Source organism: Paraburkholderia nodosa DSM 21604, from assembly GCF_000519185.1.
In the GTDB taxonomy this organism is placed as follows: domain Bacteria; phylum Pseudomonadota; class Gammaproteobacteria; order Burkholderiales; family Burkholderiaceae; genus Paraburkholderia; species Paraburkholderia nodosa.
Genome location: NZ_JAFA01000050.1, coordinates 25,919 through 43,627, shown reverse-complemented (window position 1 = coordinate 43,627; position 17,709 = coordinate 25,919). Strand labels below are relative to the sequence as shown.

The window sequence follows — 17,709 nt, the reverse complement described above, 5'->3', positions numbered from 1 at the left end:
GGGCGTCCTGGTCGGAAGTAAGAGAACTTTTCCGGCAATGTAGTAATACGCGGTTACGTTTCCATGAAAACGCAATGACGATTCGATGACGTGGTGTAAGGCAGACGGACGCGCGGCCGAAAGGCCGGGGGCGGCGGGAGCGTTTGAAGCGCGCTTGAAGTGCGCTTGAATCGCGCTTGAATCGCGCTTGAATCGTTGTAGGGGCCGCATGCAGGCGGCCCGGTGAGGCAGGCGTAGGCGGGGGGAAGGCTAGACGAGATCGGGCGTGATGGCCGCGTGCAGGACGGCCTGGTCGCCGCCGTCGCGCTCGCGGCTCGCGAGCCAGAGCACGCCGGCCTTCTTCACGGCCCAGCTGCGCGAATCGGCGCCGCCCGAGAGCAGCCGCGCCGCGACTTCGCCGAGCGTGGGCTGATGGCCGACCACCACGACCGTGGACGCGAGGCCCTCGGGCCAGCCGACGGCGGTCAGCACCTCCTCGACGCTCGCATCGGGCGCGAGTTCGCGCACGACGCGATACTGGTCGGTCAGTGCCTCCGCGGTCTGGATGGTACGTGCGGCGGGGCTGGCGAGGATCACGGCGTCCTCGGGCAGGCGCGCGCGTAGCCAGCGTGCGACGTTCTGCGCCTGCTTGCGCCCGCGCGTGGTGAGCTGGCGGGAGAGGTCGCTGGCGGCGATGTCTTCGGCTTCGGCGTGGCGCCAGAGGATGAGGTGCATGGCGTCTCCTTTTTTTGGGGTATGGGTGCACGTGCTGTGTGTGCTGTCATGGTGCACGCCTCGCTGGTGTGCGGCAAGCACGTGCTGCGGATCTCTTTTTGTCGCTATCGTTCGCGCAGATTTGACGGCATGGCATCAGTGCCGATACAATCGATGATTCGTCGGAGCGTAGCGCAGCCTGGTAGCGCATCTGATTTGGGATCAGAGGGTCGTAGGTTCGAATCCTATCGCTCCGACCAGCAATACCGAGGGGTTACACGCCATTGGCCTGTAGCCCCTTTTTCTTTTTCTCCCATGTTGGCTCATACGCGCTCGCGTTTCGTCGTACGGCTTGCGTTCCATTTGACAAGCCGCCGAGCCTATAAAATACGGATCGGCCACCATTCCCGTGGCGATCGCACCCTGGCAGCCATGTTACGTTTATCCGAAGTCAAACTCCCCCTCGACCACGCCGAAAGCGAACTTGAAGCCGCGATTCGGGGACGCCTCGCGGATCTCGGCGTAGCGGCGGACGCGCTCGAGCGTTACACCGTATTCCGCCGTGCGCACGATGCACGCAAGCGCTCGGATATCAAGCTGACCTATATCGTCGACGTCGAAGTCAAGGACGAAGCGGCCGTGCTCAAGCGGATCGCCGGCCAGCCGCATTGCGGGGTGACGCCGGACATGACCTACCGCTTTGTTGCGAAGGCGCCCGAGCATTCGACGCGTCCGCGTCCGGTGGTGATCGGCATGGGACCGTGCGGCCTGTTCGCGGGACTGATCCTCGCGCAGATGGGCTTTCGTCCCATCATCCTCGAGCGCGGCAAGGCCGTGCGCGAGCGCACCAAGGACACCTTCGGGCTGTGGCGCAAGTCCGTGCTCAACCCCGAATCCAACGTGCAGTTCGGCGAAGGCGGGGCCGGGACGTTTTCCGACGGCAAGCTGTACAGCCAGATCAAGGATCCGCACCACTACGGCCGCAAAGTGCTCGAGGAGTTCGTCAAGGCGGGCGCGCCGGAAGACATCCTGTATCTGAGCCGGCCGCACATCGGCACGTTCCGTCTCGTCAGCATGGTGGAAAAAATGCGCGCCACCATCCACGAGCTGGGCGGTGAAGTGCGCTTCGAAACCCGCGTCGAAGACATCGAAATCGAACAGGGCAAGGTGCGCGCGCTCAAGCTTTCGAACGGCGAGACGCTGCCGTGCGACCACGTCGTGCTGGCCGTCGGCCATAGCGCCCGCGATACCTTCCAGATGCTGCACGAGCGCGGCGTGTTCATGGAAGCCAAGCCGTTTTCGCTGGGCTTTCGCATCGAGCATCCGCAGGGGCTGATCGATCGCAGCCGTTTCGGCAAGTTCGCGGGCCACAAGCAACTCGGCGCGGCCGACTACAAGGTGGTGCATCACGCCAACAATGGACGGGCGGTCTATAGCTTCTGCATGTGCCCGGGCGGCACGGTGGTCGCGGCGACTTCCGAACCCGGCCGCGTGGTCACCAATGGCATGAGCCAGTATTCGCGGGCCGAGCGCAACGCGAACGCGGGCATCGTCGTCGGCATCACGCCGGAGGACTATCCGGGCGGCCCGCTCGCGGGCATCGCCTTCCAGCGCAAGTGGGAAGAACGGGCGTTCGAACTCGGCGGCGGCAATTACCAGGCGCCGGGCCAGCTGGTCGGCGACTTTATCGCCGGCCGTCCGTCGACGTCGCTCGGCTCCGTGGTGCCGTCTTACAAGCCGGGTGTGCACCCGACCGATCTCAGCACCGCGCTGCCCGACTACGTGATTGAAGCCATCCGTGAAGCCCTGCCTCAGATCGACAAGAAGCTCGCAGGCTTCGCGATGCACGATGCGGTCCTCACCGGCGTGGAGACGCGCACCTCTTCGCCGCTGCGGATTCGGCGCAAAGACAATTACCAGAGCATGAACGTCGAAGGTCTGTATCCGGCCGGCGAGGGCGCCGGGTATGCCGGTGGTATCTACTCGGCGGCCATCGACGGCATCGAAGTGGCGCAAGCCGTGGCGCTCGATCTGACGTCAGCGCACGCGTCCTGATAGCAACAAGATCCGCGCCCTTTATCGCCGTCACCCGCATCGGGCTGGCGGTGAGTATCAAGCGGCGTTTGCCCCGGACGTAAGCACGACGTCCGGCGGCCGGTCCATCGCGCAAGAGTATGGATCAGCATTTTGCATTGGATCGCAAAATGACCCATCCCCAATTTCCGCCTCCTCCAATCTCTCAAAATACTGTATAAATATACAGGTGGAGGCGCGCCGCCTCCTTCCTGCCGATGCCCCATTTCTTGCCGGGCAGGGCGGAGCGTTCCCATCAATCAGGCCACGAACCATGGCAGCAGCCGCCCACATCACTGCGCAGACCACCGCGCAACTCGCCGCGCACTTGCCCCCCCGGCTGCAAAGCCGCGTGTGGCAAGGCGATCAGCTCGCGCGCGCCAGCGAGCGCACGGTGCCGAGCGGCCACGCCACGCTCGACGCCCAGCTCCCCGGCGCCGGCTGGCCCGCGGGCAGCCTGACCGAGCTGCTCGTCGAGCAGGGCGGCGTGGGCGAGATGCGGCTCGTCGCGCCGGCGTTGCGCGCGCTCACCGCGCAGGCGGGCCGGCACGTGCTGCTCGTCGCGCCGCCGTGGCGCCCCTACGCCTGCGCGCTCAAGGCATGGGGGGTCGCGCTCGAGCGCGTGATCTGGGTGCGCGCGGCCGAAGACGAATCCGCCTGGGTGGCCGAGCAGGCGCTCAAGCAGGAAGGCATGGGCGCCGTGCTGCTCTGGCAGACGAAGGCGCGCGCCGACGCCGTGCGCCGTCTGCAGGTCGCCGCCCAGGATTCGCAGGCGCTCGCGTTTCTCGTCCGGCCGCTCGCGGCGCGCAACCAGTCGTCGCCGGCGCCGCTGCGCATGACCTGCGCGCCGGTGCCGCCGCCCGACGACACGAACCTGAACCGCCGGCAATGGATGCAGCTCGCCGCGCTCTCCGTCGATATCTTCAAGCGCCGCGGGCCGCCGCCCGCCCAGCCACTTGTCATTACATTGCCGCTGCAGGACGCGGTGCTGCCCCAGCCGGACGCAGCCTCCGTCGTCATGCCGTGGCCCGGGGTCAATCATGCTGTGGATCGCCGTCACCTTGCCGTTGTTGCCGCTGGAGGCCGTCAGACCTCTGATGCCGCCGGCGCCATCAACGCCGCTCCTGCCTGAAAGCGTCGATGCCGATGTCGCCAGTGCGCCGCGCTGCTACGCGCTCGCCGACCACACGCGCATCCTGATCGCCGATCTCGACGCGCTGCGCTCAGGCGTCGAGCCCGGCAACACGCGCTCGCACGCGCTCGCGCTCGCGCCGGGGCTCGTGCTGCTCGAAGCCGATCCGGCGCGCGAGACCCGCGCGTTCGAGGCGCTCGCGCTCGCGTTGCTCGCCTATACGCCCAAGGTGTCGTTCGCGCCGTCGCACACGTTGTTGCTCGAGGTCGGCTCGGGCTTGCGTCTTTTCGGCGGCGTGCGTGCGCTGCTCGCCAGGGTCGCGGCGACAGTGGCCGGCTGCGGGCACGCCGCGCGCATGGCGTGTGCGCCCACGGCGTGGGGGGCGTGGACGCTCGCGCAGGCGCACGTCACGCGCTCGTCGCGCCGCTGGCACGTGCTCAAGGCAACGACGCTCGCGCGCGTGCTCGATTCGCTGCCGGTCACGCTTGCGCCGTTCGCCGCGCAGCACGACCACGCGCTCACGCAGATCGGCTGCGCGACGCTCGGTGACTTGCGGAGGTTGCCGCGCGACGGCATCGTGCGGCGTTTCGGCGACGGCGTGCTCGGCTGGCTCGCGCAGGCGCGCGGCGAGGCGCCCGATCCGCGCGTCTGGTTTGTCGCGCCGCCGTCCTTTCACGCGTCGCTCGAATTGCAGGCGCGCGTGGAGAGCGCCGAGGCGCTGCTCTTTGCCGCGCGCCGGCTCGTGATGCAGCTGGCCGGCTGGCTGGCCGCGCAGCACGCGGCGTTGAGCGGCTTCGAGCTGCGTCTGGAGCACGAGCTGGCTTCGCGTCACGCGCCGCGCACGTCTAGCCTCACGATCGCCTGGGCGTCGCCTTCGCGCGACGCCGAGCATCTGCTATGGCTGCTTCGCGAGCGCCTGAATCAGACCGAGCTTGCCGCGCCCGTGATCGGCCTTGCGCTCGTCGCCTCGCAGGTGAGCGAATACTCGGCGCCCACCGACACGCTCTTTCCGATGGCCGAGGCCGCCGAGGCGTCGCTCGGGCAGCTCTTCGAGCGCATCGGCGCGCGGCTTGGCGAGCAGAACGTGCTGCAGCTTTTCGTCGAGGACGATCATCGGCCCGAACTGGCGATGTCGGCGCGGCCTTACCGCGAGAGCGGCGCGAAGCGTACGCGCAAGCCGCGCAAGGCCGGCAAGCCGCAGCAGGAAGCCCGCGCGAGCGCACCCGTGCAAAGCGCCTTCGACCTGCCCGAGGTGCCGCTGCCGACCCAGCCGCGCCCGGCGTGGCTGCTCGAAAAGCCGCTCAAGCTCGCGACGCGCGGCGACCGGCCCGTTTATCGACGGCCGCTGAAGACGCTCACGCGGACCGAGCGCATCGAGTCCGGCTGGTGGGACGGCGAGGGCGTCGGGCGCGACTACTACGTCGCCGCCGACGACCAGGGCCGCATGTTCTGGCTGTATCGCGAGCGCATTGGCGGCCAGTGGTATCTGCAAGGGCTTTTCGGCTAGCGCTTATTCGTCGTTCTTTCGGATTTCAGGAATCATGTCGATCAGCGGGACGGGCGCGTCGTCGCCTCCACAGTTGCCGGCGCAGTGGGCCGCGCAGCTGCCTGACTACGCCGAGCTGCACTGCCTGACCAATTTCACCTTCCTGCACGGCGCGTCGCGCCCGGGCGAGATGGTCGAGCAGGCGATCCGCCACGGCTACCGCGCGCTCGCGATCACCGACGAATGCTCGTTCGCGGGCGTCGTGCGCGCCTGGAGCGCGCTCAACGAATACGACGAGGCGCGCAAAAAGGCGCATGACGAAGCCGTGCGCGAGGCCCGCGAACGCGGCGGCCATACCGCCGCCGCGGCCTTGGGCCCGTTCGAGCCGTCGCTGCACCTGCTCACCGGCAGCGAGCTGAATCTCGTCGACGAACATGGCGCACCGTTCTGCACGATCGTTGCGCTCGCCATGACCCGCGAAGGCTACGGCAATCTTTGCGAGCTGATCACGCTTGCGCGCTCGCGGGCGGCAAAGGGCAGCTATCGCGTGCATCCCGCCGATTTCACCGAGCCCGGGACAGGTTTCGAGCATCTGAAGCACTTGCGCGAGTGCGTGTTGCTGCTCGTGCCGCAGCGCACGGCCACGCTCGCGCAAACGCTGCGCGCCGCGCACTGGCTCGCGGGCTTCGCGGCCGAGCGCGCCTGGCTCGCGCTCGAACTCTGGCAAACCGGCGGCGACGACACGCAGATCGAAGTGCTGCGCCATGTCTCGCAGGAGAGCGGCCTGCCGCTCGTCGCGGCGGGCGGGGTGCTGATGCACGCGCGTTCGCGCAAGCCGTTGCAGGATACGCTGAGCGCGATCCGTATCGGCAAGCCGCTCGCTTCGTGCGGGCGCGCGCTGGAGGCGAATGCGGAGCGCCATCTGCGCTCGCGCGTGCGGCTTGGCGCGATTTATCCGCGCGAGGCGCTCGACGCGACGCTCGACGTTGCGCGCCGCTGCACGTTTTCGCTCGGCGAGCTGGCCTACGAATATCCCGAGGAACTGGTGCCGCCCGGCGAGACGCCGCAGTCGTGGCTGCGCAAGCTCGTGATGAAGGGCGCACTGGAGCGCTGGCCCGACGGCCTGAACGACAAGCGCCGGGATCAGATCGAACAGGAGCTCGAGCTCATCGACGAGCTGAAGTACGAGAAGTACTTCCTCACGGTGCACGACATCGTCCGCTTCGCGCGCGATCAGAAGATCCTGTGCCAGGGGCGGGGCTCGGCGGCGAACTCGGTGGTCTGCTACTGCCTGAAGATCACGGAGATCGACCCCGTGCGCATGAACATGCTCGTGGCGCGTTTTCTCTCTCGCGCGCGCAACGAGCCGCCCGACATCGATGTCGACTTCGAGCATCAGCGCCGCGAAGAGGTCATTCAGTACATCTATCGCAAGTACGGCACGCGCCGCGCCGCGCTGGCCGCGACGCTCATCACCTATCGCTCGCGCAGCGCGTTGCGCGATGTCGGCAAGGCGCTCGGCCTCGACAGTGCGCTCGTCGAAAAGCTCTCAGGCGCGCATCAGTGGTGGGACGGCCCCGATTCGATCGCGCGCCATCTGGAGGAAGCGGGCTTTTCGCCCGACTCGCACGTCACGCAGCAGCTCATCCGCCTCACGCGCGAGCTGCGCGGTTTTCCGCGCCATCTCTCGCAGCACGTGGGCGGTTTCGTGATCGCGCGCGACAAGCTCTCGCGCCTCGTGCCGATCGAAAACGCGGCGATGAAGGACCGCTACGTGATCGAGTGGGACAAGGACGATATCGACGCGCTGCGGCTGCTGAAAGTGGACGTGCTCGCGCTCGGCATGCTCTCGGCGATCCGCCGCTCGCTTGAATTCGTGGCGCTCAGGCGCGGGCTGCCCGAGATGCGCGTGCAGGACATTCCGGTCGAGGACCCGGCGGTGTATCGCATGTGCGCCAGGGCCGATACGGTCGGCGTGTTCCAGATCGAGTCGCGCGCGCAGCAGAGCATGTTGCCGCGTTTGCGGCCGCGCACGTACTACGACCTCGTGATCCAGGTGGCGATCGTGCGGCCGGGGCCGATCCAGGGCGACATGGTGCATCCGTACCTCAAGCGCCGGCACGGCGACGAGGCGGTGGAATATGCGAAGGAAGAATTGCGCCCGGTGCTCGAACGCACGCTCGGCGTGCCGATCTTCCAGGAGCAGGTGATGCATCTCGCGATGGTCGCCGCCGACTACACCGGCGAGGAAGCCGACAAGCTGCGCCGCGCGATGGCCGCATGGCGGCGCGATGGAGACCTGCGGCCGTATCAGGCCGATCTCACGAAGCGCATGCTCAAGAAGGGCTACTCGCTGGAATTCGCCGAGCGCATCTGCAAGCAGATCGAGGGTTTCGGCGACTACGGCTTTCCGGAAAGCCATGCGGCGAGTTTCGCGCTGCTCGTCTACACGAGCTCGTGGCTCAAGCGTTACGAGCCCGCCGCATTTCTGGCAGGACTGCTGAATAGTCAGCCGCTCGGTTTCTATTCGCCTTCCCAGCTCGTGCAGGATGCGAAGCGTCACGGCGTGCAGGTGCGCGCGCCCGATATCGCGTTGAGCGACTGGGCGTCGGTGCTGGAGCGGCGCGGCGCACCCGGCGAGCGGCTCGATGACGAGGCGGTTCGCGCGCGCAACGCCGAGGGGCTGCGTTATCGCGCGCTGCTGGGCGCGGCCGCGTTGACGCGCAGGGGCACGCTCAAGCGCGGCGGCCGGCGGCACAGGTTCATGGACGGCCTCAAGCGCGTCGTGCGCTCGCGCATTGCGCTTGCGCCGCGGCGCTATGGACGCGGCGGCCCGGCCGTGCGCCTCGGCTTCAGTCTCATCAAGGGCTTTTCCGAAGATGCCGCGCGGCGTGTGATTGAGGCGCGCGATCGTGCGCCGTTCACCGACGTCGACGATCTCGCGCGGCGCGCGACGCTCACGCGGCGCGAGCTGGAGGCGCTGGCGGCGTCGAACGCGCTCGCGAGCATCGCGGGCCATCGGCGCGAGGCGTGGTGGGCCGTGACCGCGCAGCACGCGGTGCCCGCGCTGTTGCGCGACGCGCCCGTGGCCGAGGCGCCGCTGGCGTTGCCGCGCGCTTCCGAAGGCGCGGAAATCGTCGCCGATTACGCGAGCCTGCGTCTCACGCTCAATCGCCATCCGCTCGAGCTGCTGCGCCACGGCCTGACCAGGCAGCGTTTTCGCACGGCGGAGCAACTGGCGCATTGCCGGCACGGCATGCTCGCGCGCGTGTGCGGGATCGTGACGGTGCGGCAGCGGCCGGGTACGGCGAACGGCACGATCTTCGTATCGCTCGAGGACGAGACCGGCAGCGTCAACGTGATCGTGCACGCGTCGCTCGTCGAGTCGCAGCGCAAGGAACTGCTAGGGTCTTCGCTGCTGGCGGTGGCGGGCGTGGTGCAGCGCGAGGGCGAGGTCGTGCACCTCGTGGCGCACCGGCTGGAGGACCACAGCCGGCTGCTCGGGCGCCTCGCAACCGAGAGCCGTAATTTTCACTGAATTTTCGCGGGAAAGCGGCCGGCTCGCCGCTATGCGTTGCGCGGCTCGCCGTCTCTCATGAAAGCGTCGAGCACGGCGCGAATCGCCACGTCGAACGGCGTGCGGCGGCCCATCCCCAGTGTTTCGAGGCGGCTCGAATCGAGATGACAGTCGCGCGGGCGCGGCGTGGCGTCGGTGGGCGTCGGCTGTGCGAGCAGACGCGCCTCTACGCCAAGGGCCTGGGCGATGCGTTGGGCGATGTCGTACTTCGTCATCGGCTCGTCGCCGGACCACTGCGCGACCCCGCGCACGGGCTTGCCGTCTGCGCAGCGCAGCAACAGTTCGCGGATCACGAACGCCACGTCGGGCGTGAAAGTGGGGTAGCGCGTGGCCCACGCGTCCATCGATGCCGCCTGCGCCCCGGGCTTTCCCGAAGCGACGATGGCCGGCACGAGACTCGTGACCGCGGATTCGTTCCAGCCGACGATCGGCCCGTATAGCAAGGGCAGGCGCAGCACGAGGGCGTTGTCGCTGGTTTCGAGCAAGGCCCGCTCGCCTTCGAGCTTGCTGTGGCCGTAGGCGTTGAGCGGATTCGGCGTGTCGTCGACGCGGTAGGGCGGCTGCGTGCCGTCGAACACGTAATCGGTGGAGATCGATAGCACCCACGCGCCGCGCTGCCGCGCCGCCGCGGCGACGCTGCGCACCGCATCGACGTTGAGCGCGCGCGCCGCCGCCGGATCGTGCTCGCACACGTCGGGGCGGCGCTCGGCGGCGGCCAGCACGATCGCGTCGGGCGCCTCGCGCTCGACGAAGGCGTTCACGGCCTGCGCGTCGCGCACGTCGAGCACAGTCTGCTGCGGGCCGCCGTGACGGAACGCGGTCGGCACGACTTGCCAGGTGGTCACGGCGGCGAGTTCGCGCACCACGGCGCGCCCGAGCAGGCCAGACGCGCCGATCACGGCAACCTTGAACATGGCTCGGCCCGTCAGACGCTGGCCGTGCCGACGACGGTGTAGCCGGCTTCGTCGATCGCCGACTTCAGGATTTCGGCGCTCTGGCTCGATTCGACCTTCACGCGGCCGGCAGCCAGATCGATCTCGACCCTGGCTTGCGCGTCGTGTTCGTGGATCGCGCGCGTGACGGCGCCTACGCAGTGCTGGCAGCTCATGCCTTCGACGTTGAACTGGATCATCGTGTGTTCCTTTTTTCAGAGATTGAGGCTTGTTACTACTCGATATGAGGCCGCCGGCGGATTATGCCAGCGGGGACCGCTTGTCGCGCTGGACCTTCCCATCATGGGAAGGTGTACGATCAAACCATCGACCAAACGATTGACCAGACAGCGGGAGAACGGCGTGAACATCGGCGAAGCGGCGCGTGAATCGGGCGTCACGGCAAAAATGATCCGGTACTACGAAAGCGTCGGGCTGCTGGCGCCCAAAGGGCGCACGGAGTCCGGCTACCGGGTCTATGGCACGGAGGAAGTGCATTCGCTGCGCTTCATCCGCCAGGCGCGCCGGCTTGGCTTTCTGGTGGAGGACATCCGGCGCCTGCTGGCGCTCTGGCACGACCGCTCCCGCGCGAGCGCCGAGGTCAAGTCGATCGCGCTCGAACATGTCGCCGAACTCGACCAGCGCATCGCCGAACTCTCTCAGATGCGCGACACGCTCGCCCACCTGGCTTCGCACTGCCAGGGCAATGACCGGCCCGACTGCCCGATCATCGAGCGGCTTGCCGACGTCGCCACGACAGACTGCCACGAGGCGGGCCACGTCCACTGAATGCAGGTGCAACCGCGGCGGGCAAATTGACGCAACCGCATTGGCTGCGTGCACCGTATTAGTGCAATTTGGCGTGATTGCGGCTAAGCGCCCGCGAAGTCGGTGGGAAATGTGTCGATAAAACATGATGTTGCCGATTCGTATTCCAACGTCATTCCAAATTGGAATGCACAGTATTCGGGCAATTCACTAGCAAAGTTCGGTGCAACCGTTATAATGCGGGTTATCCCTAATGAGGGTTATCCCTGATGCGAATTCACCGGGGATCGCCGAACCGAATCCTTGGAGCACACCATCATGTTTGCATTCCTTCTTGAAAAGCTGAGCAACTGGTTTGAAACTGCCGAACGTCGTCGTCGCGAAGCGTATCTCGCATCGTCCGCCGATATGGTGCAGCTCGAGCAGCGCATTCGTACGATCGAATCGAACGGCTACAACTCGCTGTAAGCCAGTTTCAACCGGGCTTCAGTCCGGTTGGAGCAGCACCATCTCAAGCCCCGCATTGGCGGGGCTTTGTCATTTCTGCACCGCCGATGGAACAGAGTCTGAGCCTTCCCACCGGGGTAAGGTAAAGTCTTTTTTGCGACGAGCCGTCATAGCAATGGTGTCGCTTTCTCTCCGGGGGCCGTTCATGGTGCAAGACCGCATTTCCCACCGCACGTCCGTGTTGCCTCGCCGCGCGTTGCGTCGTTTTTCTGTTACGCGTGCGGGCCTGATCGTCGTTGTCATGGCGTGCGCCAGCGCCGGCGCGCATGCCGGGCAGCCGCTCATTCTGGATACACAAAGAGGGATCAGCGACGGCCAACCGGGGCTGGTGCTGCAAAACGCGCCGCTCTCGCACGAGCCGATGGTTCAGGCGGTGCAACCGGCGGGTCTCGCGCCGGATTCGTCGCAGCCCTACGTCGTCGCGCCGTACGTGGAAGTGCAGCAGGGCGGCGGGCGGCCGACTCCGCCACCGCGCCCGCCGCGTCCCCCGCATCGTCCAACGCCGCCGCTTCCCCAGCCGCTACCTTCTGGGCAGTGACGCCGCACGCGCGGAGTTGAGTCAGCGGCTCAGTCGCCGCGCGACTCGATCTTGAATTGCGCGCCGGCGTCCTGCCCGAGCGTTTTCACGAGCCACGGCAGCGCTTCTTTCATCGCCGCTTCGAGCGTGTAGGGCGGGTTCAGGATGAACATGCCGCTGCCGTAAAGGCCGAAGCCGTCTTCGGGCGGGTTGCTTACCGAAAGCGTGAGGTGCAGCCAGTTCTTGTTCTGCAGGCGCTTGAGTTGCTCCGGGAAGCGCTGCGATTCGGGACGCGTGACCTGCGGATACCAGACCGCATAGGTGCCGTTCGCGAAGCGCTTGAGGCTTTCCTCGACGCACGTAAGCGTGCGCGAGTAGTCGCGCTTGTCCTCGAAAGACGGGTCGATCAGCACGAGCGCCCGGCGCGGCGGCGGGGGCAGGAGCGGCTTGATGCCGTCGAAGCCGTCGCCTGCGTAGATCATCACGCGGCGGCCCGCGTCGTGGAAGCGGTGGCGCAGCACGTCGATTTCCGTGCTGTGCAATTCGAACAGCCGCATGCGATCCTGCTCGCGCATGAGACGCCAGGCCAGATAGGGCGAGCCGGGGTAGAAGCGCAACTCACCGTCGGGGTTCAGCGCCGCCACTTCGTCGACGTAGTCGGCGAGCGCCGCAGGCAGGTCGTCGCGGCCCCACAGCTTGCCGATGCCGGTGTCGAACTCGGCGTTTTTCGTCGCGTAGCCTTCGCGCAATGCATAGGCGCCGGCGCCCGCGTGGGTGTCGATGTACCAGTACGCCTTGTCCTTCTTGCTGAGGTAATGCAGCAGTTGCACGACGACGGCGTGTTTCAGGACATCGGCATGATTGCCGGCGTGGAAGGCGTGACGGTAGCTCAGCATGATGGGCGGGACACGAGGTCCGGTGAGAACGGGGAAGACGGCAGCGGCGGCGCGATGACTGCGGCGCCTGCGAGGCCGCGTATTGTACGCCACCGCAATACGTGATCCGCAGTACGCCGCCCGGCCGGCTACGCCGACGCGCGAGCCCACCCCACGGTTTCGGCCGCGCCGCGCCTTCCGGGCATGCGCGCTACGTCAGTCGTAAGCGTCGCCGACGATCGCCTCGATCTGCGCCTTGATGTCCGGCGTGATCTTTTCCGCCACGTCGCGCGCTTTCATGTTTTCGCCGATCTGCTCGATGCGCGAGGCCCCGGTGATGACGGTGCTCACGCGCGGATTCTTCAGGATCCACGCGAGGGCGAGTTGCCCCACCGAACAGTCGAGTTGTTTCGCGAATTCGGCGAGCTTGCCGACGATCTCGTTCTTGTCGGGGTCGGTGACGTTCTTGCGCAGCCAGTCGTAGCCCTGCAGTTCCGCGCGGCTGCCCGACGGCACGCCGCCGCGGTACTTGCCGGTGAGCAGACCCGAGGCGAGCGGGCTCCACGTGGTGAGGCCGAGGCCGATGTCCTCGTAGAGCCGACGGTATTCGTCTTCCACGCGCGTGCGGTGGAACAGGTTGTATTGCGGCTGCTCCATGGCCGGCTTGTGCAGGTGATGGCGCTCGGCGATTTCCCACGCGGCGCGGATTTCGTCGGCGCTCCACTCCGAGGTGCCCCAGTAGAGCGCCTTGCCGCGCGTGATCATGTCGCTCATCGCCCAGACGGTTTCCTCGACCGGCGTGTTCGGGTCGGGGCGGTGGCAGAACACGAGATCGACGTAATCGAGCTGCAGCCGCTTGAGCGAGCCGTCGATGGCGTCCATGAGGTATTTGCGGTTGAGCGTGTGGTACTGGTTGGGCGCTTCGTTCAAGCCCCAGTAGAACTTGGTCGAGACCACATAGCTCACGCGCGGCCACGCGAGCTCCTTGAGCGCCTGGCCCATGAGCTCTTCCGACTTGCCGCCGGCGTAGGCCTCGGCGTTGTCGAAGAAGTTGATGCCCGCGTCGCGCGCCGCCGCGAGCGATTCGCGCGCGAGCCTGGCGTCGACCTGGTTGCCGTAGGTGACCCACGAGCCGATGGACAGTTCGCTTACCTGCAGGCCTGAGCGGCCCAGTCGCCGATAGTTCATTAACGCCTCCTTGTGAGCCGATTAAGCTAGCACGACTTGGCCGTTGCTGCTGAACGGCTTGTGCCGCGCGCGCCGTGCCTTGCAGTGCGGCGAAAATCTCTTTTGCCTGTCGTGCTCGATGCTTCGACGAGGCGCCTTCATGCACAATAGCCTGGTTGGCCGCGACGCAACATCCGGCCGGATGGCATAAGCCATTCGTCAGGTTTGACGGCGCGCGCTCCGAGGTTTCATCCTGTCCCGTTCACTCACCTGGAGGTGCCCGATGTCGTCTCTCTCCCTGAACACGAAACTCGATGGCAAGGTTGCCGTCGTTACCGGCGCGGCCAGCGGCATTGGCAAGCAGATCGCCCTCACGCTCGCGCAGGCGGGCGCCGCTGTCGCCATCGCCGACCTGAACCAGAGCGGCGCGGACGCCGTGGCCGAAGAGATCAAGGGCGCAGGCGGCAAGGCCATCGGCGTCGCCATGGACGTCACCAATGAAGATGCGGTGAATCAGGGCATCGACCGCGTTGGGGCCGAACTCGGCCCGGTGGATATCCTGATCTCGAACGCCGGCATCCAGATCGTGAACCCGATCGAGAACTACGCGTTCTCCGACTGGAAGAAGATGCAGGCCATCCACGTGGACGGCGCGTTCCTCACCACCAAAGCGGTGCTCAAGCACATGTACAAGGACGACCGCGGCGGCGTCGTGATCTACATGGGTTCGGTGCACTCGCACGAAGCGTCGCCGCTCAAGTCGGCCTATGTCGCGGCCAAGCACGCGCTGCTCGGTCTCGCGCGCGTGCTCGCCAAGGAAGGCGGCAAGCACAACGTGCGCTCGCACGTGGTGTGTCCGGGCTTCGTGCGCACGCCGCTCGTGGAAAAGCAGATTCCCGAGCAGGCGAAGGAACTCGGCATCTCCGAGGAAGAAGTGGTCAAGCACGTGATGCTCGGCGGCACGGTGGACGGCATTTTCACGACCGTCGAGGACGTCGCGCAAACCGTGCTGTTCCTCTCGGCGTTCCCGAGCGCAGCGTTTACGGGCCAGTCCTTCGTGGTGAGCCACGGCTGGTTCATGCAATAACGCAGGCATTGGGGCGAGGAGGCGCGGCAATGGCGCAACGCAAGAAGGGGCAGGTCCAGTCGAGCGCAGTCGACGACGAGGTCGGCGCGCATACCGGCGCGCGTGTCGGCGACGCACCGCAGCCGCATATTTCGCACTGCGGCGCGGAAGCCAAAGAGTGGGAAACCGTCGCGCTCACGCTGCAGGGGGGCGGTGCGCTCGGCGCGTATCAGGCGGGCGTGTATGAAGGGCTCGTCGAGGCCGGCGTCGCGCCCAACTGGATCGCGGGTATCTCGATCGGCGCGCTCAATACGGCCATCATCGCGGGCAATGCGCCCGAACATCGCGTGGCGCGGCTGCGCGAGTTCTGGGAGACGATCTGCCAGCCGGCCTTCAGTTTCCCGTTGCCGCCGTTCGTCGAGCATGCGCTTTTCAATTCGAATGCCGCCGTGCGCAAGACCTTCACGACCATGCAGGCGGCAGGCGCGATCGTAGAAGGGCAGAAGGGCTTCTTCGTGCCGCGCTTTCCGCCGCCGCTGCCCCATGGATCGGGTTCGCCCGAAACGGCCAGCTACTACGACACGAAGCCGCTCAAGGCCACGCTGGAACGCTTGTGCGACTTCGAGCGCATCAATTCGGGCGAAACGCGCGTGTCGGTGGGCGCGGTCAACGTGGGCAGCGGCAACTTCGTCTATTTCGACAACAAGACCACAACCTTACGTCCCGAGCATTTCATCGCCTCGGGCGCGCTGCCGCCGGGCTTCGCGGCGGTGGAGATCGACGGCGAGTACTACTGGGACGGCGGCCTGATGTCGAACACGCCGCTCTATGAGGTGATCCAGACCACGCCGCGGCGCGACACGCTCGCGTTTCAGGTCGATCTCTGGAGCGCGCGCGGGCCGGTGCCGGACAACCTCATCGACGTGCAGGGGCGCGTGAAGGACATTCAGTATTCGAGCCGCACGCGCCTTGTGACCGATATCCTGCAGCGCTCGCAGCGTTACCGGCATGTGCTGCGCGAGGTCCTCGATCGCGTCGCGCCCGAGCATCGCAATGACCCGTGGGTCGCGCTGGCGGACGAGCTTTCGTGCTCGAAGAAGTACAACGTGATCCACCTCATCTACCGGCAGAAGGAATACGAGGGCCACTTCAAGGACTACCAGTTCGGCCTCTCGACCATGCACGAGCATTGGACTAGCGGCTTGCAGGACATCCGCGCCTCGCTCGCGCAGCCGGGCTGGCTCGACAAGCCGGACAACGACTCGGGCTTCGTTACGCACGATATCCATCGCGATTCGCGAGGCCACGGCGGCTGACGCTTCTCCGGCAAGTTTTCCGCTGCGTTCGCCAAAGAAAAAGGCGTCCGTTCGAAAGAACGGACGCCTTTTTTTATCGCGCCAGCAAGCCGCTTGGCAGCGGCCTGTCTTGCTGGCGAACGATCTTACTTCAGCACTTGGGCGACTGCGCTCGCCACGACGTCGAGGTTGCGCATGTTCAGCGCGGCTACGCAGATGCGGCCCGTGCTGACGGCATAGATGCCGAACTCATCGCGCAGGCGGTCGACTTGTGCAGCGGTCAGGCCCGAGTACGAGAACATGCCGCGCTGCACGTTGATGAAGTTGAAGTCGCGGTCCACGCCGGCGGCAGTGAGGCGCTCGACGAGGCCCGTGCGCATCGCGCGGATGCGGTTGCGCATTTCGCCGAGTTCCGCTTCCCACATGGCGCGCAGGTCGGCCGAGCCGAGCACGGCTGCGACCACCGAGCCGCCGTGCGTCGGCGGGTTCGAGTAGTTCGTGCGAATCACGCGCTTGAGTTGCGAGAGCACGCGCGACGACTCTTCCTTGCTGCTCGTGAGGATCGACAGCGCGCCCACGCGTTCGCCGTACAGCGAGAACGACTTCGAGAACGACGACGAAACGAACACGTTGAGTTCCGAAGCGGCGAAGAGGCGCACGACTTCGCCGTCTTCCGCGATGCCGTCGCCGAAGCCTTGATAGGCGATGTCGAGGAACGGCACCAGGCCTCGCGCCTTCACGACCTCGATGACCTGCTTCCACTGGTCGATCGTGAGGTCCACGCCGGTCGGGTTGTGGCAGCACGCGTGCAGCACGACGACGGTGCCGGCGGCGTAGCCGTTCAGCGCGCTCAGCATGCCTTCGAAGTTCACGCCGTTGGTCTGCGCGTCGTAGTACGGGTACGCGATGACTTCAAAACCCGCGCTTTCGAACAGGGCGCGGTGGTTTTCCCAGCTCGGGTCGCTGATCGCGACCTTGGCGCTCGGGTTCACGCGCTTGAGGAAGTCGGCGCCGATCTTGAGCGCGCCCGTGCCGCCCAGCGCCTGCGCCGTGACGACGCGGCCCGCGACGATCAGCGGCGAGTCGTCGCCGAGCAGCAGCTTTTGCACCGCGGCGTCATAGGCGCCGAGACCTTCGATCGGCAGGTAGCCACGCGGCAGACCGGCTTCCACGCGGGCCTTTTCTGCTTCGCGCACGGCGCGCAGCAGCGGAATCTTGCCTTCCTCGTTGGTGTACACGCCCACGCCGAGGTTCACCTTGGTCGCGCGCGCATCGGCGTTATAGGCTTCGTTCAGACCCAGGATCGGGTCGCGGGGGGCGAGTTCGACAGCGGAAAAGAGGGACATGATCGTTCGGCAAAAGTGAAGGAAGATCGGTTGGGCCACATGCTGCATCGGCCACGGAACTCGCTATTGTAACGAATCCTCAAGCGGGATTTCCGCGGATTTGCCATTCTCCGCGCCGTTTTCAGGGCTATTTCCGGCACGATTGGGCGATTTCTGGCGTGTCGTTGCGCAGCGTTCACCGCCCGTCGACCGTCGCCGCTGCGGGCGGCCCTTGCAGCACCGCCCGCCGCACCCCATCTGGCATCCAGACCCACCCAGACCCACCCAGGCTCGCC

15 protein-coding genes and 1 tRNA gene are annotated in these 17,709 nt (G+C 66.5%); 10 read left to right on the top strand and 6 right to left on the bottom strand.

Annotated features, from left to right (window positions below; translation table 11 throughout):
* Positions 1-249: 249 nt before the first annotated feature.
* A complete protein-coding gene (gene sixA / locus A3CW_RS0139425; protein ID WP_028208447.1) occupies positions 250-714 on the bottom strand; it encodes a phosphohistidine phosphatase SixA in 465 nt (154 codons plus the stop codon).
* A gap of 162 nt (positions 715-876) precedes the next feature.
* Here sixA and A3CW_RS0139420 point away from each other — a divergent pair.
* From A3CW_RS0139420 to A3CW_RS0139400, 5 genes are all read left to right on the top strand, one after another.
* Positions 877-953: transfer RNA gene (locus A3CW_RS0139420), tRNA-Pro, on the top strand.
* Between the two features lie 172 nt (positions 954-1,125).
* Positions 1,126-2,748: an NAD(P)/FAD-dependent oxidoreductase gene (locus A3CW_RS0139415; protein WP_028208446.1), complete on the top strand. Its 1,623-nt coding sequence runs from the start codon at positions 1,126-1,128 to the stop codon at positions 2,746-2,748.
* A gap of 292 nt (positions 2,749-3,040) precedes the next feature.
* Entirely contained in the window at positions 3,041-3,898 is an 858-nt protein-coding gene (gene imuA / locus A3CW_RS0139410) for a translesion DNA synthesis-associated protein ImuA (RefSeq protein ID WP_028208445.1), read from the top strand.
* Positions 3,807-5,405: a Y-family DNA polymerase gene (locus tag A3CW_RS0139405; protein ID WP_035515294.1), complete on the top strand. Its 1,599-nt coding sequence runs from the start codon at positions 3,807-3,809 to the stop codon at positions 5,403-5,405. The genes imuA and A3CW_RS0139405 overlap by 92 nt, the downstream gene beginning before the upstream one ends.
* A 34-nt stretch (positions 5,406-5,439) precedes the next feature.
* Positions 5,440-8,922 (top strand): error-prone DNA polymerase, encoded by a 3,483-nt coding sequence (locus A3CW_RS0139400; protein ID WP_028208443.1) that lies wholly within the window; start codon positions 5,440-5,442, stop codon positions 8,920-8,922.
* Between the two features lie 29 nt (positions 8,923-8,951).
* On the opposite strand, the gene A3CW_RS0139395 is transcribed toward A3CW_RS0139400, so the two are convergent.
* Positions 8,952-9,875: a dTDP-4-dehydrorhamnose reductase family protein gene (locus A3CW_RS0139395; protein WP_028208442.1), complete on the bottom strand. Its 924-nt coding sequence runs from the start codon at positions 9,873-9,875 to the stop codon at positions 8,952-8,954.
* 11 nt (positions 9,876-9,886) lie between these two features.
* Positions 9,887-10,093 carry a heavy-metal-associated domain-containing protein gene (locus A3CW_RS0139390; RefSeq protein ID WP_028208441.1) on the bottom strand — a complete coding sequence of 69 codons (207 nt, stop codon included), beginning with the start codon at positions 10,091-10,093 and terminating at the stop codon, positions 9,887-9,889.
* 163 nt (positions 10,094-10,256) lie between these two features.
* On the opposite strand from A3CW_RS0139390, the gene cueR reads away from it, so the two are divergent.
* The 3 genes from cueR to A3CW_RS0139375 all read left to right on the top strand — a co-directional run bounded on the left by cueR (position 10,257) and on the right by A3CW_RS0139375 (position 11,706).
* Positions 10,257-10,682, top strand: a complete 426-nt coding sequence (gene cueR / locus A3CW_RS0139385) for a Cu(I)-responsive transcriptional regulator (protein WP_028208440.1) — start codon at positions 10,257-10,259, stop codon at positions 10,680-10,682.
* 297 nt (positions 10,683-10,979) lie between these two features.
* Complete coding sequence (locus A3CW_RS51635) at positions 10,980-11,129, top strand: DUF3563 family protein (protein WP_081772024.1); 150 nt, start codon at positions 10,980-10,982, stop codon at positions 11,127-11,129.
* Between the two features lie 184 nt (positions 11,130-11,313).
* Entirely contained in the window at positions 11,314-11,706 is a 393-nt protein-coding gene (locus A3CW_RS0139375; protein WP_081772025.1) for a hypothetical protein, read from the top strand.
* A 29-nt stretch (positions 11,707-11,735) separates the two neighbouring features.
* On the opposite strand, the gene A3CW_RS0139370 is transcribed toward A3CW_RS0139375, so the two are convergent.
* Complete coding sequence (locus A3CW_RS0139370) at positions 11,736-12,581, bottom strand: 23S rRNA (adenine(2030)-N(6))-methyltransferase RlmJ (protein WP_028208438.1); 846 nt, start codon at positions 12,579-12,581, stop codon at positions 11,736-11,738.
* A 195-nt stretch (positions 12,582-12,776) separates the two neighbouring features.
* Positions 12,777-13,748: a potassium channel beta subunit family protein gene (locus A3CW_RS0139365; protein ID WP_028208437.1), complete on the bottom strand. Its 972-nt coding sequence runs from the start codon at positions 13,746-13,748 to the stop codon at positions 12,777-12,779.
* 262 nt (positions 13,749-14,010) lie between these two features.
* On the opposite strand from A3CW_RS0139365, the gene A3CW_RS0139360 reads away from it, so the two are divergent.
* Positions 14,011-14,814, top strand: coding sequence for a 3-hydroxybutyrate dehydrogenase (locus A3CW_RS0139360; protein ID WP_035515291.1), 804 nt, complete (start codon positions 14,011-14,013; stop codon positions 14,812-14,814).
* Between the two features lie 29 nt (positions 14,815-14,843).
* Positions 14,844-16,109 (top strand): DUF3734 domain-containing protein, encoded by a 1,266-nt coding sequence (locus A3CW_RS0139355; protein ID WP_028208435.1) that lies wholly within the window; start codon positions 14,844-14,846, stop codon positions 16,107-16,109.
* Between the two features lie 125 nt (positions 16,110-16,234).
* Here A3CW_RS0139355 and A3CW_RS0139350 read toward each other — a convergent pair whose 3' ends face one another.
* Complete coding sequence (locus A3CW_RS0139350) at positions 16,235-17,434, bottom strand: amino acid aminotransferase (RefSeq protein WP_028208434.1); 1,200 nt, start codon at positions 17,432-17,434, stop codon at positions 16,235-16,237.
* Positions 17,435-17,709 lie beyond the last annotated feature (275 nt).